13 protein-coding genes and 1 tRNA gene are annotated in these 16,397 nt (G+C 61.6%); 10 read left to right on the forward strand and 4 right to left on the reverse strand.

Annotated features, from left to right (window positions below):
* Positions 1 to 148: 148 nt before the first annotated feature.
* Complete coding sequence (locus tag AC6UAL_RS04210) at positions 149 to 652, forward strand: hypothetical protein (protein WP_500682119.1); 504 nt, start codon at positions 149 to 151, stop codon at positions 650 to 652.
* A 27-nt stretch (positions 653 to 679) separates the two neighbouring features.
* On the opposite strand, the gene AC6UAL_RS04215 is transcribed toward AC6UAL_RS04210, so the two are convergent.
* The 3 genes from AC6UAL_RS04215 to AC6UAL_RS04225 all read right to left on the reverse strand — a co-directional run bounded on the left by AC6UAL_RS04215 (position 680) and on the right by AC6UAL_RS04225 (position 6,072).
* Entirely contained in the window at positions 680 to 4,603 is a 3,924-nt protein-coding gene (locus AC6UAL_RS04215; protein WP_500682120.1) for a DEAD/DEAH box helicase, read from the reverse strand.
* Positions 4,604 to 4,652: 49 nt separating this feature from the next.
* Complete coding sequence (locus tag AC6UAL_RS04220) at positions 4,653 to 5,240, reverse strand: hypothetical protein (RefSeq protein WP_500682121.1); 588 nt, start codon at positions 5,238 to 5,240, stop codon at positions 4,653 to 4,655.
* 232 nt (positions 5,241 to 5,472) lie between these two features.
* Positions 5,473 to 6,072: a hypothetical protein gene (locus AC6UAL_RS04225; RefSeq protein WP_500682122.1), complete on the reverse strand. Its 600-nt coding sequence runs from the start codon at positions 6,070 to 6,072 to the stop codon at positions 5,473 to 5,475.
* A 306-nt stretch (positions 6,073 to 6,378) separates the two neighbouring features.
* On the opposite strand from AC6UAL_RS04225, the gene AC6UAL_RS04230 reads away from it, so the two are divergent.
* The 3 genes from AC6UAL_RS04230 to AC6UAL_RS04240 all read left to right on the forward strand — a co-directional run bounded on the left by AC6UAL_RS04230 (position 6,379) and on the right by AC6UAL_RS04240 (position 9,429).
* Positions 6,379 to 7,356: a lipid A deacylase LpxR family protein gene (locus tag AC6UAL_RS04230; RefSeq protein WP_500682123.1), complete on the forward strand. Its 978-nt coding sequence runs from the start codon at positions 6,379 to 6,381 to the stop codon at positions 7,354 to 7,356.
* Between the two features lie 85 nt (positions 7,357 to 7,441).
* Positions 7,442 to 8,671 (forward strand): cytochrome c biogenesis ResB family protein, encoded by a 1,230-nt coding sequence (locus AC6UAL_RS04235; RefSeq protein WP_500682124.1) that lies wholly within the window; start codon positions 7,442 to 7,444, stop codon positions 8,669 to 8,671.
* Positions 8,668 to 9,429: a cytochrome c biogenesis protein gene (locus tag AC6UAL_RS04240; protein WP_500682125.1), complete on the forward strand. Its 762-nt coding sequence runs from the start codon at positions 8,668 to 8,670 to the stop codon at positions 9,427 to 9,429. The genes AC6UAL_RS04235 and AC6UAL_RS04240 overlap by 4 nt, the downstream gene beginning before the upstream one ends.
* 100 nt (positions 9,430 to 9,529) lie before the next feature.
* On the opposite strand, the gene AC6UAL_RS04245 is transcribed toward AC6UAL_RS04240, so the two are convergent.
* Complete coding sequence (locus tag AC6UAL_RS04245; protein WP_500682126.1) at positions 9,530 to 11,656, reverse strand: DNA gyrase/topoisomerase IV subunit A; 2,127 nt, start codon at positions 11,654 to 11,656, stop codon at positions 9,530 to 9,532.
* 245 nt (positions 11,657 to 11,901) lie between these two features.
* On the opposite strand from AC6UAL_RS04245, the gene AC6UAL_RS04250 reads away from it, so the two are divergent.
* The 6 genes from AC6UAL_RS04250 (at position 11,902) to AC6UAL_RS04275 (ending at position 16,394) form a co-directional block, all read left to right on the forward strand.
* Positions 11,902 to 11,986: transfer RNA gene (locus tag AC6UAL_RS04250), tRNA-Ser, on the forward strand.
* A 207-nt stretch (positions 11,987 to 12,193) separates the two neighbouring features.
* Positions 12,194 to 13,363 carry a tyrosine-type recombinase/integrase gene (locus AC6UAL_RS04255; protein ID WP_500682127.1) on the forward strand — a complete coding sequence of 390 codons (1,170 nt, stop codon included), beginning with the start codon at positions 12,194 to 12,196 and terminating at the stop codon, positions 13,361 to 13,363.
* A 625-nt stretch (positions 13,364 to 13,988) separates the two neighbouring features.
* Positions 13,989 to 14,216, forward strand: a complete 228-nt coding sequence (locus AC6UAL_RS04260; RefSeq protein ID WP_500682128.1) for a helix-turn-helix domain-containing protein — start codon at positions 13,989 to 13,991, stop codon at positions 14,214 to 14,216.
* On the forward strand, positions 14,213 to 14,605 hold the full coding sequence (locus AC6UAL_RS04265; protein WP_500682129.1) for a helix-turn-helix domain-containing protein: 393 nt from the start codon (positions 14,213 to 14,215) through the stop codon (positions 14,603 to 14,605). The genes AC6UAL_RS04260 and AC6UAL_RS04265 overlap by 4 nt, the downstream gene beginning before the upstream one ends.
* Entirely contained in the window at positions 14,602 to 15,123 is a 522-nt protein-coding gene (locus tag AC6UAL_RS04270; RefSeq protein ID WP_500682130.1) for an ERCC4 domain-containing protein, read from the forward strand. The genes AC6UAL_RS04265 and AC6UAL_RS04270 overlap by 4 nt, the downstream gene beginning before the upstream one ends.
* Positions 15,120 to 16,394, forward strand: coding sequence for a toprim domain-containing protein (locus tag AC6UAL_RS04275; RefSeq protein WP_500682131.1), 1,275 nt, complete (start codon positions 15,120 to 15,122; stop codon positions 16,392 to 16,394). Before AC6UAL_RS04270 ends, AC6UAL_RS04275 begins: the two co-directional genes overlap by 4 nt.
* Positions 16,395 to 16,397: the final 3 nt, after the last annotated feature.

Here is a 16,397-nt window from a genome sequence, read left to right on the forward strand (position 1 = left end):
TGCGGATTTTTGTCCAGTCAACTGCGCATGTCCTTTTCTCGCTCGATTTATGGTGCGGATTTTTGTCCGTGTGCGGCGCCTGAGAGTGAGCAAAAAGATGCTTGACCTGTGGGATAAAATGAGCTAGAGTGCGCGGTGATACGTTCTGATGAGCAAGGAGACGACCGAGGAGATGAAGCAAAAGGAGCCTGCGACGCCCGGTGAGGGTGCCCGCACGGTGGCTCTCGATGCGGCTTTGCTCGGCTTCGGCGTGCTGCTGATGACGATGATTTTCGGCGGTCTGGCTGCGGCGGCTCTGGTGTTGTTGGCGAGGGGGGCAGAGCAGGTGATGTGCTTCGGTATCGTGCACGGGCTGATTTGCGGCTTGGCTATGGCTTTGATTCTTCAGGCTGTGTTTATCGGCGGTCTGGCGCCGGTGGTGCGCCGCGTTTCTCTGCTGTTGCTGGCTTGGGGGCTGACGCTGACGCCGCTTTGCTGGATGGCTTACGAGGAGACGCAGCGGCCGGATTATGATCTGGCTCTCAATCTTTTCCTTTTCCCGAAGACGCGCGTGACGGCGCAGGTGGTGGGGGTGCTTTTGCTTCTGGAGCTCTTGCTCTGGGTCGGTCTGATCGTTTACAGGCGCTATCGCCGGGGGCATCGCTCTGCCTGAGTCCGTCTGCGGCGGGCGGCGTGGTTGTCAGTCTGCCAGCAGGCTGAGGAGGGTTTCGAGGGGCAGGCTGCCTTCGCCGATGAGCGTGTCGGCAAGCTGTTGTTTCTGCTCTTGGAGGGCGAGGATGCGCTCTTCGACGCTGTCTTTGACGTAGAGGCGGTAGAGGGTGACGGGGCGGCGCTGCCCGAGGCGGTGGGCGCGCGAGGCGGCTTGTTGTTCGGTGGTGGGGTTCCACCACGGGTCGAGCAGGATGACGTCGCCGGCGGCCGTGAGGTTGAGGCCCGTGCCGCCGACGCCCAGAGAGATGAGGAAGAGTTGCGCTTCGCCGGCTTGGAAGCGTTGGACGAGCTCGCTGCGTTGAGCGGTGGCGGTGCGGCCGTCGAGGCGCAGGTAGCTGATGCCGAGGGGGGCGAGGCGCTGAGCCACAATGTCGAGAACGTCGGTGAACTGGCTGAAGATGAGGGCTTGGTGCCCGGCGTCGCGCAGGCTTTCAACCAGTTCGATGAGGGCATCCGTCTTGGCGGAGGGGCCTTGGTAGTCGGGCGCGACGAGGCTGCCGTGGCAGCAGAGGCGCCTCAGGCGCGTGAGTTCGGCAAAGAGGGTGCCGCGCTGCCGATGGCTGCGCTCGAGGGCGCGGCGGCGGCAGCTTTCGTAGAGGGCGCGCTCTTCCCGCCCGAGGGTGACGGGCAGGGTGATGTCCGTGAGCGGCGGGAGCTGCGGCAGAACTTGGCGGCGCGTGCGGCGCAGGATGAGCGGGGCGGTGATGCGGTGCAGCTCGTCGAGCCGTTCGCCGTGCCCGTAGCGCAGCTTGAAGTCTCTCTCGCTGCCGAGCAGTTCGGGGTTGAGGAAGTGCATGAGGCTCCAGAGGTCGAGCAGGCGATTCTCGACGGGGGTGCCGCTCAGGCAGAGGCGTGCGTCGGCTTGGAGGGTGAAGAGACTGCGCGCGCGTTTCGTGCCGGGGTTGCGTATGCTTTGGGCTTCGTCGAGCACGAGGGTGTGCCAGTGTTGCCCGGCGGCGCTTTCCGGCCGGGCGCTCACTTGCCCGTAGCTCGCCAGAACGAGGGTGCGTCGCAGGTCTTGCGGGGCGCGTTCCGTGCCGATGTCGCGCAGGTTGAGGGTGCGAAGGCCGGGCGCAAAGCGGGCCGCTTCGGCTTCCCAGTTGCCCAGCAGGCTGAGCGGGGCGATGATGAGGGCGGGGCCGCCGTCGGCGCGTTCCAGCAGCAGGGCGAGGGTTTGGATGGTCTTGCCGAGCCCCATGTCGTCCGCGAGGCAGGCGCCGATGCCGAGCCGCGTGCGCTCGAGCAGCCAGCGGTAGCCCTCGAGCTGGTAGGGGCGCAGGGTGGCGGCGAGGCCGTTCGGCGGCGGAGCACTGCGGGCTTCCGCAAGGCTTTGGCGGCTCTGTTGCAGGGCCTGCATGAGGGTGTCGCTCTGTTCCGGGAAGAGGTCGCAGAGGGCGGGCAGGGCAGCGCGGCTGAGGCGGAGTTGCTGCGCCGGGGAAAGGCGGGCGAGTTGGCGCAGGCAGCTGAGGGCCTGCTGCAATTCCGGGGTGCAGAGGAGTTGTTTGTCGCCGCTGCGCGGCGCGGTCGACGGGTGCTTGAGCAGGGCGCTCAGTTCGATGACTTTGTGCTCATCGACGCGCAGTTGCCCGCCGATGCTCAGCCAGCTTTCGCCCCGTCCGCTGCGGATGTCGAGGGCGAGGTCGGCGGTGTCGATGAGTTGCAGGCTTTGCGCTGAGGTGAAATGCACCGGCAAATCAGCGTTTTTCAATTGCCGAAGGAGCTCCGTTTGCCGCGCGGGATCGCTGAGCCGGATGCCGCTGCCCGAGCTGCCGTCCCGCTGCTCTGCGGCAAGCGCGGGGCAGCGCTGCTCGAGTTGGCGGATGAGTCGTCTTTCACTGCTGAGATTTCGGGTGACGCCGATGGGGCCGCGCTTGGTGGCGATGAGCATGCGCGAGGGGCCTTGCCCGGCTTCGACGCTGCCGAGGGCGTCGGGCAGAAGCTTGAGGCGGGGCCGGAGGCTGAGGGTGCCGTCGCGGTAGTCGGCTTCGAGGCTGAGTTCGGGCTCGGCCTTTTGCCGGGGCGCGTCGTCGGGCAGCAGCTTGCCGCTCAGTTCAAAGCTGTCGGCGAGGCTGTTGAGCAGCTCTTGCAGCTCGAGGGGATCGGGCTTCTCGAGCCTCAGACTGCCCCGGCTGCCGTGGCTGAGCACTTCGTCGCAGAAGCGCTTTTGACGGGCGCCGGTGGCGCTGAGTTCGATTTCGCCCTCGCTGCGCTTCAGGATGAGCCCCGGATTGAGCCGGATGTCGGGCTTGAGCTCGACGCCGGATCCACGGCGGATGACGCGCAGTTTGGGGCGGCTCGTGCGGAGCTGCACGGGGCTGAGGGCGGGGCCGGACGGCGTGTCGTGCTCGAGGCGCAGACGGGGATGCCCGGCGAGGCTGGCGGCCATGTCGAGCTGCCTGCCGGCCGAGCTGCTCAGTTCGCGCAGCAGGGGCATGCGGCGGCGGTCGTCGGCGTCCATGAGGGCGGTGACGGCGCTGAGGCGGTGCGGGCTGAGGTCGAGAGTGCGGCCGGCGTCTTGGGCATCGCTGCTGAGGCGCAGGGTGATGCGGTTGATGCTTGCGCCGCCGGGGGCGAGTCTGAGGTCCCAGTAGAGCTGCCCTGGGGGGGGGCTCGGCAGCGCGTGGGCGATTTCTTCGTCTTCGCTGCCTGCCGTGAGGCTGATGCTGCCGATGGGGCTGAGGCCGGGCAGGGCCGTGCAGAGGGGGCGCAGGAGGTTCTGCTCGGGGGCTTCGGGCGGCAGCAGGCGCCGCAGGGCGGCGGCGCCGTGCGCGGCCATGGCGGGTTGCCCGGCGGCGGCCAGAGCGCCGAGGCGCGCTGCCAGTTTGTCGGTGGGCATGCCGTGCCGCACGTCGTCGGGCAGGCAGGCAAAGCCCCAGAGAATGGGGATGAGGGAGACGCCGCCGCGGGAGCGCGGCAGCTGCTTGCCGGAGCGGCGCCGCGCGCTTTCCAGCCACGCGAGGTTGTCCAGCAGGCTGATGTAATCCCGCGCGCCGTTTTGGGAGAGGTCGAGGACGCGGTCGATGCTGTAGTAGGCCAGCTCGATTTGCAGGCGGCAGAGCTCGGACGGGGCTCCGGCTCCGAGCGCTGCGATGATGGCGTGGAGACGCAGCGGCAGATGGGCCGGATTGGCGGACACTTCTTCGCGCCGAGCCGGCAGGTTTTCGGCGAAGAGGCGGTGGGCTTCTGCGAGTTGCCCGCGGAGAAGGTGCAGAGCGGCGGCCGCGAGCCCGTCGGGTTCTCGGCCGCTGAGGCGGCGCAGGGTATCGAGGTCTCCCGTTCGCAGAGCCTCGACGATGCTCAGCTCGCAGTCGCTGTCGCCGGCTTCCGTTGTCCCCGAGAGGGCGGCTTTGTCGCTCAGGCAGCACTGCGCCGGCATGGCCGAGAAGGCGAAATTCAGAGCGATGTGCGCGGCGATGCGCTGCCGCGCGGGTCGGCTGTGCACAAGCTCGCTGCCCTCGAGGCCGGGCCCCAGAACCCCCGACCAGAAGTCGGCTTCGTGGAGCTTCGGGGAGCGGTAGGAGGGCAGGGCGAGGTAGCGGGCAAAGTGCCGGGCGAAGTCGCTCTGCCGTTCGTCGAGCAGAGCCTGCCTCGCGCGGGCCACGAGGAGGGCTTCGCCGCGGGGCGGGCTGCCGCCGCTTCTTTCGGCCGAGGCCCTCAGGCTCTCGATGCGTGCGGCTGCTTGCCGCACGGTGCCGCTCTGCCGATACCGCGCCGCGAGCTCCGTCCACGGCGGGTGCAGGAGAGCCAGCGCGCGGCGCCTCTGCCGCAAGACTCCCTCTTCGTCTCGAAGCACGATACCGGCAGCCCGGACTTCTTCGTCGCTGATGGGGCCGCAGACCGCACAGAGCAGAGCGCTTTCTCCCGGAGCAAGGCTCGTCTGGTCGGCGCTCATGGAGGGAGAACGGACGTCTGGGGTGGCTCAACGCGCTGCGGCGGGCGCTTTAGAGAGCACGAAACTCAAGGGGACAGACGCCGAGGTGGATGGAGGCATCAAACTGTTCGTTCGGCAGCACGATTTCCGTGAAGCCCGTGGCTTGGGTGAGGGTAATTTGATATTTTAGCGGATTTTGAGCCTGCTCGCTAAGGCTCTCATCGCTGATGTTCTCGGAGAGCTCAATGCCGATGTCGGTCAGGAGGGTTCGCATTTGCGCCGGGGTGATCTCGTTGCTCAGTTCGACCTCGAGAGCAGCGGTGTTGTTGTTCAGAATCTCGCAGGATATGTTCACGTCGATGTAGGAGCCGTCGCTCAGGCGCACCCATCCTCCGCGGGTCACCTTGCTCGTGCCGTCGAAGTCTTCGGTATCGCCTCGATTGCAGTTGAATTCGACGATCCCTGTCGAGCGGATGGTCAGGAGAGTTTCTCCTCCGACAAAGCCGCTGATTTGGTCGAAAAGGCTGCCGGCTTGCGCATTCGCAGCGGAATTGCCGGAGCCGCCGCAGGAAGTCAGCAGCAGAGGTGTGCCGACGACGAGCATCGAGCCGAGAACGAGGGAGGCGAGACGGAGGCCGGGTATGAAGATTTTGGTCATGATCTGAGCTTTATTGTTTGAGCGTCTTACCCATTCTAGTTTTCCGTGACGGAGAGTCAAGCATATTTATCCGTTCGTCTTTTTTTATACGCTGTATGACATCATGAGGCGCGCGGCAACGCCGTATCTACGGCGCATTCGGGCTCGCAGGACGACAAAGAAAAGCCCCTGCTCCATTGCGGAGCAGGGGCGGAAAGGCGGAAAGTCTTGCGCTTAGACGTCGAATCGGCGATCAGCGCGGGCGGACGTAAACGTTGAAGTTGTTGTTTCTGTTAGCCTCGGGGTCGTTTTCGTCGTCAGCGTTATTGTTCGGGTTGAAAACGCCCACCGTGCTGCGCGCCGTCCACGAGGTGTAGTCGATCTCGAATATGATCGGTGCCTGTGCCAACGCTTCGGCTGCCGCGTTATCACCATTTTCATCATCATCGCCGTTCACCCGCACGCCGAGATCCGCCAGCAGGGCGGTATCCTCGTTGATATCTTCAAGGGTCAGTGTATCAAAGGAGATATTCAGACTGCCCGCAGTGATGGCTCCGCTTTCTTCATCCATCGTCACCTCATAGATGACCTCAACGCTGTACGAACTCGCGGCTGTGGCGAGATAGCCCTGCACGTGACACTGAGTCTCACTCTGGTTTGCACTCTCGAGGACGGAACCGGAAGAGTAGACCCTGATTTGCGAGGCAGCGTTGAAGACTATCTGGCGACTACCGGATTTGAAGCCCTTGACGGTGAGGGGTGAGCCCGAGCCGTTGTCACCGCCGCCGCTGCAGGAGACGAAACCGAATGCCGCGACCGTCGCAGCTACACAGAGAGAAAGAAACTTTTTCATGCGATGAAGAGTGTGATGGAATTGGTGCTACTCTACCTGATCCTTTCACAAAGTCAAGCAAAAAAATATGCTTGTGTTGAAAAATATGCGACGAACGATGTAGGAGAGGTCAATAGAGTCGGGGAGGCGAGCCCGGATTTCGGAAAGGCAGCGTTTGGAAAGGCAGCGTTTGGCGTGTCGGTGGCAGCTTCTTCTATGGCAATGTTGACACATAGGCTCGGAGAGATCGGGCTTAGCTGTGTCATAAGGGGGGTGGCTCCGTAATTTGATTTGACAGGCGCCGCCTTGGAGTGTATACCGAGGGGCATGAGCTTATTCCCCGTTCTCCTCATGGCAGCGGCCGCCGGAGCCGCCGGGTATTGGAATCCTATTCCCCAGCCGGGCGAGGAGGGGTACACAACGGATCCCCGCCACAATCTGCGCGTGATTTTAGAGAATGATTCGCCGTTCGGGTCGGATTGCGATTACACGCACGGCACGCGCATCGACTACACGCAGGCCATCGACGAGCAGCGGCACCGCTGGTGGGGCATCAGCCTGACGCAGAATATCTACACGCCGGAGACAAACTCGCGCTACTATTACCCCAACGAGCACCCCTACGCCGGCTATATGGCGGTCGGCGCCGCCTACCTGATGCGCGGCGAAGATTTCGGTGCGTCTTTCGAGTTTCAGCTGGGCGTGACGGGCAAGCCTTCGATTGCCCAGGATTGCCAGTGGTTCATTCACGAGCTCGGCGGCATGGATCAATGGAGAGGCTGGCATCACCAGATTCCCTCGGAGGTGACCTTGCAGCTGACCTCGCGTCAGGATTACCGCTTGGAGTTTCTCGAGTGTGAGTGCGCGAACGGTTTGCAGACGGATTCAACGATTTACACGCGCGAAGAGGTCGGCACGGTGGCGATTGCCGCCGGTATCGGCGCGACCTATCGCATCGGCGTGAACCTGCCGCCGGCAACGGCCAACTGCGGCAATGCCGCGGGCGACTACGGTGTTTCGCTCATCGAGCCGACGCGCTACAACCCTTCGCGCGCGTCTTATTACATGGTGATGAGCGGCGGGGTGAAGTACGTGGCGCGCGACATGTTCATTGACGGCGGCGTGTTTCACTCCTTTGAATCGAAGTGTTCCCGCGAGCCGTGGCAGGGCGAGGTGCGCCTGGGCTTCGGCGTGCGCTACCACGGCATCGACTACTATGCGGGGGCGATGTATCGCAGCCCGACCTTCGATAAGCAGAACCGCGAAACGCTGCTGGGCGTCGTCGATATCTCTTGGAACTGGTGAGGTGCGGGAAGGGCGGCGGTACCGCACCCCTTCGGTGAGCGACGGCCGACTTTCGTGTGCGCTCGGTGCATAAGGACAAGCTTCAATGATGAAAACGTCTCTCAAGGCGACTCTGATGCTGATCGGCGCCGTCTGTGTGCTGCTCTTTGCCGGTGGGTTCCCGCGATTGGGTGCTCCTGATGTGTATCGCGGAGGCGCGATGCTGCTGCTGGGGGTGATCGGCGCCATGCTGTCGCTTTGGGGCGCGATGCGCCTCGCTGCGGGGCAGGTGCTGCGCCTGATTGTCGGCATGGTCTTGGCCTTTCTCGCTCTGGCCGGCGTAGCGGTGTTGTTCCGCTACGGTGCCGGCGCCGTTGAGCTGGCGCAGAAGGGCGGCGCGATGTGGGCCGGGGCTGTCGGCATGGGCTGCACGGCGCTGACGGGTCTGCTTTTTGTGGCCATTTTCGGCTATTTGGCAATGCGACTGCTCACGCCGCGTCTGTGGCTGGCCATGTCGCATGTGTCCGTCTTTCTGGTGGCGCTGGGCGCCTACTTGGACTTCTGCGGTGAGGTGACGGCAACGCTGGCGCTGCCGTCCGACGCTTCCGTGCGAGCATCGTCCGTACAAACGGAGGACGGGCGCGAGTGGCCTCTGGGCTTCTCCCTCGCGGTGAAGGAGTTTGAGGTCAGTTTTTACGATGATGTGACGCGCTACGAGATCGCGTCGGCGCACAACGGGCGCTGGGAGAATCCGCAGGAGTTGAGCTTGCGCGACGGCCGCCTTTGGCTGGGCGATGAATCGTGGCCGCTCTCCGATCTGAAAACCGCGCCGGGCATCGACCGCCCCTTCCTGATGCTGCCGGGCGAGACGCCGAGGCTGATCATGCAGATGCCGCCGACGGTGAAGGAGTACCGCGCGCTCTGCGAGCTGCAGACGGATTACAAGGGCATGCCCGAGAGCCGGACGGAGCTGCTGCGCGTCAATGAGCCGATCGAATGCAAGGGCTGGCTGATTTCTCTGATGAGCTATCGCCCGATGGGCAACAAGCTGCTCGTCATCATGCAGGCGCGGCGCGCGCCCGGCCGCATCTGCGCGATGAGCGGGATGCTCGGTTTGCTGCTCAGCCTCGCCTTCTGGTGCTGGGGCGGTGCCGCTTGCCGCCGCACGAAGCTCAGCGCCGCCGCTGACAACTCCTCTGACAGCGCCGCCGGCAACGCCCCAAGCGCTTCTCAGCGGGCCGCTCAGACCGGAACCCGCGGTTCTGACGACGGTACCGGCGCCTCCGGCGACGATATTCGTGTCTCAGACGACGGAAAGGAGGACGCACAGGCATGACAACAATGATTTACGTGCTCACGGCGGCCGCGCTGCTGGCCTGCCTCGCCTCGACGGCCGCAGCGGTGCGGCAAGGGCCGCGGGCTGCTCGTGCGCTGCTGGCCGTCGGCTGGGTGCTGTCTCTGGGGCTGCTGGCGGCTAACGCCGCCTTGGCCGAGGCGCTGCCCTTCGGCAACATGCGCCACGTGCTCTGCTTCTTCCCGCTGGCGATGGGCCCGGCAGCCCTCTTCATGCGCCGCTGCCGGCACTTGGAGCTCACGGGCTGCTTCGCCGCCGCCTCGGCTCTCGCCCTCATCGGGGCTCTCTGCATGCCTCTTCAGGCCGCTTGGCGCCAGATGCCGGCCTTGCAGTCTCCTTGGTTTGCGCCGCACGTAACGAGTTACGTGCTGGCCTACGGGCTGATGACGGTGGCGGCCTTCCTCTGCCTGCTGTCTTTTCGGCGCGGGCGCGGCGAGCAAGACCTCGCCGCCGCGGATGCCGTCGTGCGTCTCGCATTCCCCCTGCTGAGCTTCGGCCTGATCAGCGGCGCCGTGTGGGCCGATGCGGCTTGGGGCGGCTACTGGGCTTGGGATATCAAAGAGGTCTGGTCACTGCTGACTTGGCTGCTCTATCTGCTCTATTTTCACGTGCAGCCCCACCCCGCCTTCGCGTCGTGGCGCCGCCCCCTGCTGCTGCTGGCCTTCGCCGCCATTGTCGTGACCTTCATGGTGGTGAACCTGCTGCCGCAGATTGAATCCATGCACAGCTACGCTCGGTGATGCCGAGCAGCGAGGCGGCGGGCGGAACCGAGCGAGCCGAGGCCAAGAGCAAGCCGAGGGCAGGGGCCTCCTCCGCCGCTCACGCCCGCGACGGAGCCCGTCACTCAAGCCCGAGATCGAGCTGCTGCTGCCGTTCGGCCGGAGTCTCGGCCTCGGCGCCCGACGGCGACGCGGCCTCGGCGGTCTCCTGCGTCCGCGCAGCGGGCGGATCGGGCATGATCGCGACCGCATCGTCGGCATTCGCGCTGCTCGGGGCACTGTTCATGATGCGGCTGATGCGCTCGACCTGATTCTTCGTCACAATATTGCCCAAAACCGCGCGACCCTTGATGCGCAGCCGCGCAAACTCAAAGGGAATCGGGCGGCGCAGACGCTTGAGCTGATTCTTGAGGTAGACGTTGACGGACACCGCCGCGCTCTCCTCATCGCTTCCGTGGACACTCAAAAAGAAAATGCGCGTGCCGGGCGTACCCTGCGTCAGCTGATACTCCTTCTCGCGGGTAAAGCCGCCGATGCGGAAGCGCTTGGCATAGGTGTTGCCGTCCTTGCCGTCGCGGTAAATGAGGTTGAAGACCGGGTCGTCGTCCGGGCGCAGCACGCGGATATCCAGCAGCTTGCGCCCGGCGTAAAACTTCTCCTGAATGCGCCGCACGCAGAGGGTGCCTTGGTGGTCAATCGTCAGCACATCGCTGAGCGTCGAGCACTTGTCGATGGCCGTGCCCTTGCGAACGCCGTAGCCGGCAAAGCCTTCATCGTCGAGATACAGCGTCTCATTCTCCACGGCGGCCTCCGCGCGGCTGACACTGTCGAACTCGCACAACTCCGTGCGGCGGGGCCAGGCGGCTCCGTACTTCTTGCGCAGCCCCTCAAACCAGCGGATGGTGTATCGGGTGAGCTGAGCGAGATCGCGGCGGCAGCGCTCGATATCCGCCTCGAGATCGGCAATGTGCTTCTCGGCCTCGTGAATCTCGTATTTCGCAATCTTGCGGATTTTGATTTCCGTGAGGCGAATGATGTCCTCGCGAGTCACCGGGCGGATGAAATCGACGACGTAAGGCGCGAGCCGTTCGCCGATCTCGGCCAGAGACTGCTCCCAGCTCTCACTCTCCTCCAGCACCTTGTAAATGCGATGCTCGATGAAGATTTTTTCGAGACTCGCCAACATCCACTCCTCCTGCAAATCGCCGAGCTTCACCTCCAGCTCCGACCTGAGCGTCTCTCTCGTGTGATCGACATTGAGCTTGAGAATCTCGCTCACCCCCATAAACACGGGCTTGCGATCGACAATGACAACCGCCTTCGGCGAAATGCTCACCTGACATTCGGTAAAAGCGTAGAGCGCGTTGCAAAGCTTCTCGGGCTCACTGCCGGGATTGAGGTGAATGAGGATATCGGCCTCCGCGGCCGTATTGTCCTCGATTTTGGCAATCTTGAGCTTCCCCTTGTCCATCGCCGCCTCGATGCTCTGGATGAGCGATTCGGTCGTCGTGCCGTAGGGAATTTCCGTGATGCGAATGAGCTTTTTGGAGACGACCTCTAGGCGGGCGCGGCAGCGCAGGCGGCTGTTTCCGGTGCCGTCGTTGTAGTTGCTCGCGTCGAGAAGGCCGCCCGTGGCAAAGTCCGGGTAGAGGCGGAACTCCTGCCCCCGCAGGTAACTGATGGCTGCATCTATGAGCTCATTGAAATTGTGCGGCAGAATCAGACAGCTCATACCCACGGCAATGCCCAGTGCCCCCTGTGCCAGCAGCAGCGGAAACTTGACGGGCAGCGAGACAGGCTCCTTGTTGCGGCCGTCATAGCTGAGCTTCCATTCGGTAACTTTCGGGCTGAAGACGACCTCCTGCGCGAACTTCGAGAGTCTGGCTTCGATGTATCGCGGAGCAGCCGCCGTATCGCCGGTGAGGATATTGCCCCAGTTGCCCTGCGTGTCGATCAGCAGCCCCTTTTGCCCCAGCGTGACGAGAGCACTGCCGATGGACGCATCGCCGTGCGGGTGATACTTCATCGTGTCGCCGACGATGTTGGCGACCTTGTTGAAGCGGCCGTCATCCATGCGCTCCATAGCGTGCAGAATGCGGCGCTGCACGGGTTTGAGCCCGTCGATGATGTGCGGCACGGCGCGTTCGAGGATGACGTACGAGGCGTACTCCAGATAGTAGTCCCCGAACATGCTCTGAATGGCGCTGGGGTTGTTCTGCAGGGGTACGGGGGGCTTGGTTTTGCTCATCGTCGGGTGTATTCTAGCACGCAGAGCCTGCGCTTTCAAGTCCGTATCGCGGCGCAGCCGCGGCACGCTGCGTCCCGGCTCTGCGTCCCGGCTCTGCGTCTCGGCTCTGCGTCCCGGCGCAGCGGAGGCTCCTCGCAGGCGACGACGTTCCGCTTTGCGGCTCCCTTGCGAAAAAGGCTTGCGAGGGGCGGAGCTTTGTGATACCATGAGCGCACGTCGCCGACTCGCAAGCGGGTCGCTCTCAGGGATGGGTGGCAGAGCGGTTGAATGCAGCGGTCTTGAAAACCGCCGAAGGGTAACCTTCCGTGGGTTCGAATCCCACCCCATCCGCTTAAAAACAACTTTACAGGGGGAAGCCTAAAAGGGCTTTCCCCTTGTATTTTCAGGCTTTTCTTGACTTTCTGCTTAGCCTACGATAGCATGAGCGCACACCTCAGCGCTAGACGTTCTGCTAGACGTGCCGCTAGACGCGTGCTAGACGTGCCGCAGGGCGCTAGACGCGAGGCAACGTCTTACACCACTACCGAAAAAAGAGCTATGGCCGGAATTTCAAAGAAGGAGGGAAGGAATGTTTGGTACGCTACCTTCCGAGTCAATGGTAAGAGTTTCATGAAGTCTACGAAGGTGCCCATCACTGCACCGGGGGAGAAGCCGGCGAACCTGAAAGCGCGGGCTCAAAGGCAAGCCGATTCAATGGAGCGCCTTGCTCTTGGCCTATCCTCCCTTGATAAAGAGGTGGACGCGCTGCGAGCAGCGGCCGCAACCGGCGGAGCTGCTGCAAAGATGCCCTCAGTGCGAGACTATTTGAACAACTTTTCGATGAACTGCAGGGAGTCTACTCAACAAAACAAGAAGAGGGCTTTCGAGCTCTTTCTGCGCTTCTTGGCGGGGGATGCCGAACGCCGGCTTGACTGGGTAACCCATCAGAAGTGTCAGGACTTCCTTGACTCCTTGGCCGGGACGATTGCCTCTCGCACCATTGAAACCATGAGGCAGCACGTTTCTTCCGCCTTTAATAGGGCTATCGAGGAAGGGTTTCTGAGCCGGAATCCGATGAAAAAGTGCAAAATCAAAGACCTTGGCAAGGATTCCATGCGGCGCGAGGCTTTCACGCGCGAGGATATAATGCTCATTCTCAGTAAGGCGCCGGCGCCTTGGCCTGACATCGTTCTCTTGTGCCTCAACACGGCCGGGCAGAGGCTAGGGGACATTGTGTGCATGCGGTGGGACTCTATCGACTTCGAAAAGGGCGTGATTCGTCTTTGGACGCAGAAAACGGGAGCGCGGCTTGAGTATCCTATACTCATGAAGGAAAGGCTTCGCTTTCTCAAGGCTCACGCCTGCAATAGTCCCTATGTGTTTCCCGACATGGAGGAGCGCTACAGGCGCAGCCCCGGGTATCTGTCAACGGAGTTTACCTCTCTTCTTCAGACTCTCGGCATAGCTCAGCGTGCTAGCGTGAGCGCGAAGGGCGGCGGCCGGCGCTCTGTATCGAACAAGAGCTTTCACAGCCTGAGAAGCTATGTCGTCACGGCTGCCCGCACGTCAGGAATTACGGCAGATATGTGCCGCGTGCTGGTGGGGCATGAATCCGAGGAAATACAACAGAGGTACTTCCGACCGCAACCGCAGGACAAAGAGCAAGCATTGAGAAATATCATGCCGGCGGGGTTTGAGGTGAGGGAAGAGGAGCCCGGCTCAGTCTGAGCTCTTGCGCGCATATAGAGGCGTTTTTTTCATACAACCATGCAACTTGTCCCTTCTCATAGAGTTTTTACTTAATACAACTTGTTTATAATAAAGAATTTAAATCCCTTGAGTGGGGTTGTATAGCGGTTGCAAAAAGCCTCCGAAAGTTGCAAAAGGGGGCGGAAAGTTGTATGACCGCCGGCGCGGATTCGGGTTTGCACGAAGGGGAATCGTGCGAGCCCGCTTTGCATTTGTTTACATTTGAAAATTGTTTGTAACGGTAAACTTTTGACATAATTCAGAGTTTCCGAGGGGTATCGGCGGAAGGAAGGCGCGGGGTATATACCTGTTAAAAAGATTCCTTACCCCCTCCCCCCTCCCTGCCCTCACGAAGAGGCAAAACTGAGGCAAGAGGGGAATTGCCTGAGGGCGGGCAGATTATGCGGGTGGAAAAAATCGCCTACAACATCTGGTGTACATTCATGGCCTTAGATATAACAACAACGCAATATGTTGTATGCCTATTTCAATTCGTATTGAATATATAGCGCTTCTGTTAAAATTCCTCTTGACAACACGAATAAAACCGTTATATTTATCCCCGTGAAAACAAATATAAACTACGCACAAATCGATTAAAACAATGTTATCCAACTTAAACAAACAACGCTGGCTGACGGCAGCGGAGCTTGCAAGCGTCTTTCAGGTGCATCCTGAGACGGTGCGGCGCTGGCGTCAGGGAGGTGCTCCTTGCGTCCTGTTAAATGTCGCGATGGAGGCAAAGCACGCGAAGGCGCGCTTCAATCTGGACGAGATTGAGAAGTGGCTTCGAGAAGGCAAGAAACACGATAAAGAGAGAAAGAAAAAATGAATACTGAATACGAGGCCGGCGATGAGCTGAAGAAACTCATGGAGCCGCACATGGCAGAGCACTTTGTCACTCCCGGTTTGTTTTTCGTTGCGCTTGACTATATGTGCAAGCTGGTAACGGAAGCTGCGGAGAACAGAGAGAGCGGAGGCAAGGCGCGTTGGATGAATGTGAAGCAGCTGGCTGAATACTTTGGGCTGAATCATGTGACGATGAGTAGGAAGCTGCAAAAGCCTTTGGAGGAGCACAAGGTGCGCTTCATCGGAAAACCGGGGCGCTTCCGCTACAACGTGCAGGACGTAGAGGCTTTTCTCACCACGGAAGCCGAACAGCTTCTCTTAAAGAAGAAGAGCGGGAAGCAGAAAAAACCTAAGGAGGGGACGAAGGTATGAGCGAGAAGATTCACATCAGTGAGCCGATTCTGCTTTGCGACACTCGCGAGCAGGCGCCTTTGTGCTTCCGGCATCTCAGAAGCTCAAGAGCAACGCTTGACACAGGTGATTATTCCCTACAGTCACTGACTGAAGAAGTGTGCATCGAGCGCAAAAGCCTTCCTGACCTTCTCAACAGCCTCACTCATGAGAGGGCTCGCTTCTTGCGAGAAATCCAACGCATGCTTGCTTATCGGTTGCGCCTCCTGCTGATAGTGGGCACGGCTTCAGAGCTGCACTTTCTTTTGCAGCGGCGCAGGGTGACGCTGGAGAGCATCGCCGGCTCTCTCTCGGCAATAGAGGCGCGGGGCGTCCCGGTGGAGGTTCTGGCAAACCCTGAGCAAGCGGCAGAGCGAGTTGAATCCTTGGCTCTATTCGCATGGCGCGAGAAGTGGAAGGGTGTAGTTAAGATTGAGGTTCCGAGCTGGGCGCGTTCATACATGAAGCGCAAGATGGGTGATGAAAGGAGGGTTCAGTGAACTACAGCACCGCAGACCTTGCAGCCCTGAAAAGCTTCGATTCCATGCGCTGCTATGCTGAAAGGCAACTTTCCGGCCGCGCGGTGGGGAAGGGCTGGCGCTGCGCTTGCCCTTGGGGCTCTCACAGGGAGACGCTCAAGGTGGAAATCCGGGAGTACAAAGGGGAAGGCCGCGCAACATGCTGGGCATGCGGAAAAATCTCGGTGAACCTGCTTGAACTGGCGGGCGCTTGCACCGGCATTCCCAACACGCCGGGACACCTTGACGAGCTCATGGAGCACATCGCAGCTGAGACAGGCTACCACCTGAGTCCACGGCAAGCAAGGGCGAAGAGGCGGCAGAGAGCAGCGAAGCTTCCTTCTAAGGGGAGCTCTGAAACGAACAAGCAAGCTCTGCATCATGCCGCGCAAGCCTGCGCTTCAGGGGGCTCTGAAGAGCGCCTCAGAGCCTGTGGTGAAGAGGTAGGCGCCGGCACGCCGGAACAGCTCAGAGCCTTGATTCTGGAGGCTGTGGAGAGGGCACGGAGAAACCCTGAGCGCATGGCCGCCTATGCTTCTGACTTGAGGCTGCCTTCACGCGCCTTTCTCTGGCATCTGGACGCTGTAGAGCTGGCAGACTATGGCTTGTGCGGGCTGACACCGCGCGGGCAGTTGCTGTTCATTTCCGCCGGCCGTGATGAAAGCTCGGGAGAGCTGAAGGTGCAGGCGGTCAAGGTGCGAGCTCCTAAGCAGGGCAAAGCGCCGGCTGAACTCATAAGCGGCGGGCGCTGGATTGAAGCCGGCATGTTGGATGCCGGCAAGCCGGGCGGGAAGTTTCGGGCATGCATCAAGGGGGCTGGTGCTTCCCTGTGGGGCGCCGGGGCTCTGAAGTACCATGATACGGCGATTATCACAGAAGGGGAGAGTGACAAGCTGGCGGTAGATTGCTCAGTTGCTGCCCTGATGGAGGCACATCAAACAGGGCTTGACGATACGAGCGAGTATCTGCCGGGGAATTACTTCCCGGCCGTGGTGGCAAGTCCTGGATGCAGGGCTTTCAAAGCGGAGTGGGCGGTATGCTTTCGGGGGAAGGCCGTTATCATTCTGGCAGATGCGGACATTCCGGGGCAGGAGGGAGCCCGGCGCGTTGCGACCCTGCTACACGATGCCGGCGTGCGAACCGTGAAGGTATGGAGCCCTCAGCAGGGCTTTAAGGACGCGCGAGAACAGTATAACCCTGAGGAGCCTTGCGCGCTGGTGAATGACATTTTGAGAAACTGCAAACCGATATAACCT

The organism is Candidatus Parakkermansia intestinigallinarum (genome assembly GCF_944389695.1).
In the GTDB taxonomy this organism is placed as follows: Bacteria; Verrucomicrobiota; Verrucomicrobiia; order Verrucomicrobiales; family Akkermansiaceae; genus Akkermansia; species Akkermansia intestinigallinarum.

Bases quoted from the DNA above. Each gene is read 5' to 3' on its own strand.
- AC6UAL_RS04210 (WP_500682119.1), top strand. From the start codon at position 149: ATGAGCAAGGAGACGACCGAGGAGATGAAGCAAAAGGAGCCTGCGACG.
- AC6UAL_RS04215 (WP_500682120.1), bottom strand. From the start codon at position 4,603: ATGAGCGCCGACCAGACGAGCCTTGCTCCGGGAGAAAGCGCTCTGCTC.
- AC6UAL_RS04220 (WP_500682121.1), bottom strand. From the start codon at position 5,240: ATGACCAAAATCTTCATACCCGGCCTCCGTCTCGCCTCCCTCGTTCTC.
- AC6UAL_RS04225 (WP_500682122.1), bottom strand. From the start codon at position 6,072: ATGAAAAAGTTTCTTTCTCTCTGTGTAGCTGCGACGGTCGCGGCATTC.
- AC6UAL_RS04230 (WP_500682123.1), top strand. From the start codon at position 6,379: ATGAGCTTATTCCCCGTTCTCCTCATGGCAGCGGCCGCCGGAGCCGCC.
- AC6UAL_RS04235 (WP_500682124.1), top strand. From the start codon at position 7,442: ATGATGAAAACGTCTCTCAAGGCGACTCTGATGCTGATCGGCGCCGTC.
- AC6UAL_RS04240 (WP_500682125.1), top strand. From the start codon at position 8,668: ATGACAACAATGATTTACGTGCTCACGGCGGCCGCGCTGCTGGCCTGC.
- AC6UAL_RS04245 (WP_500682126.1), bottom strand. From the start codon at position 11,656: ATGAGCAAAACCAAGCCCCCCGTACCCCTGCAGAACAACCCCAGCGCC.
- AC6UAL_RS04255 (WP_500682127.1), top strand. From the start codon at position 12,194: ATGGCCGGAATTTCAAAGAAGGAGGGAAGGAATGTTTGGTACGCTACC.
- AC6UAL_RS04260 (WP_500682128.1), top strand. From the start codon at position 13,989: ATGTTATCCAACTTAAACAAACAACGCTGGCTGACGGCAGCGGAGCTT.
- AC6UAL_RS04265 (WP_500682129.1), top strand. From the start codon at position 14,213: ATGAATACTGAATACGAGGCCGGCGATGAGCTGAAGAAACTCATGGAG.
- AC6UAL_RS04270 (WP_500682130.1), top strand. From the start codon at position 14,602: ATGAGCGAGAAGATTCACATCAGTGAGCCGATTCTGCTTTGCGACACT.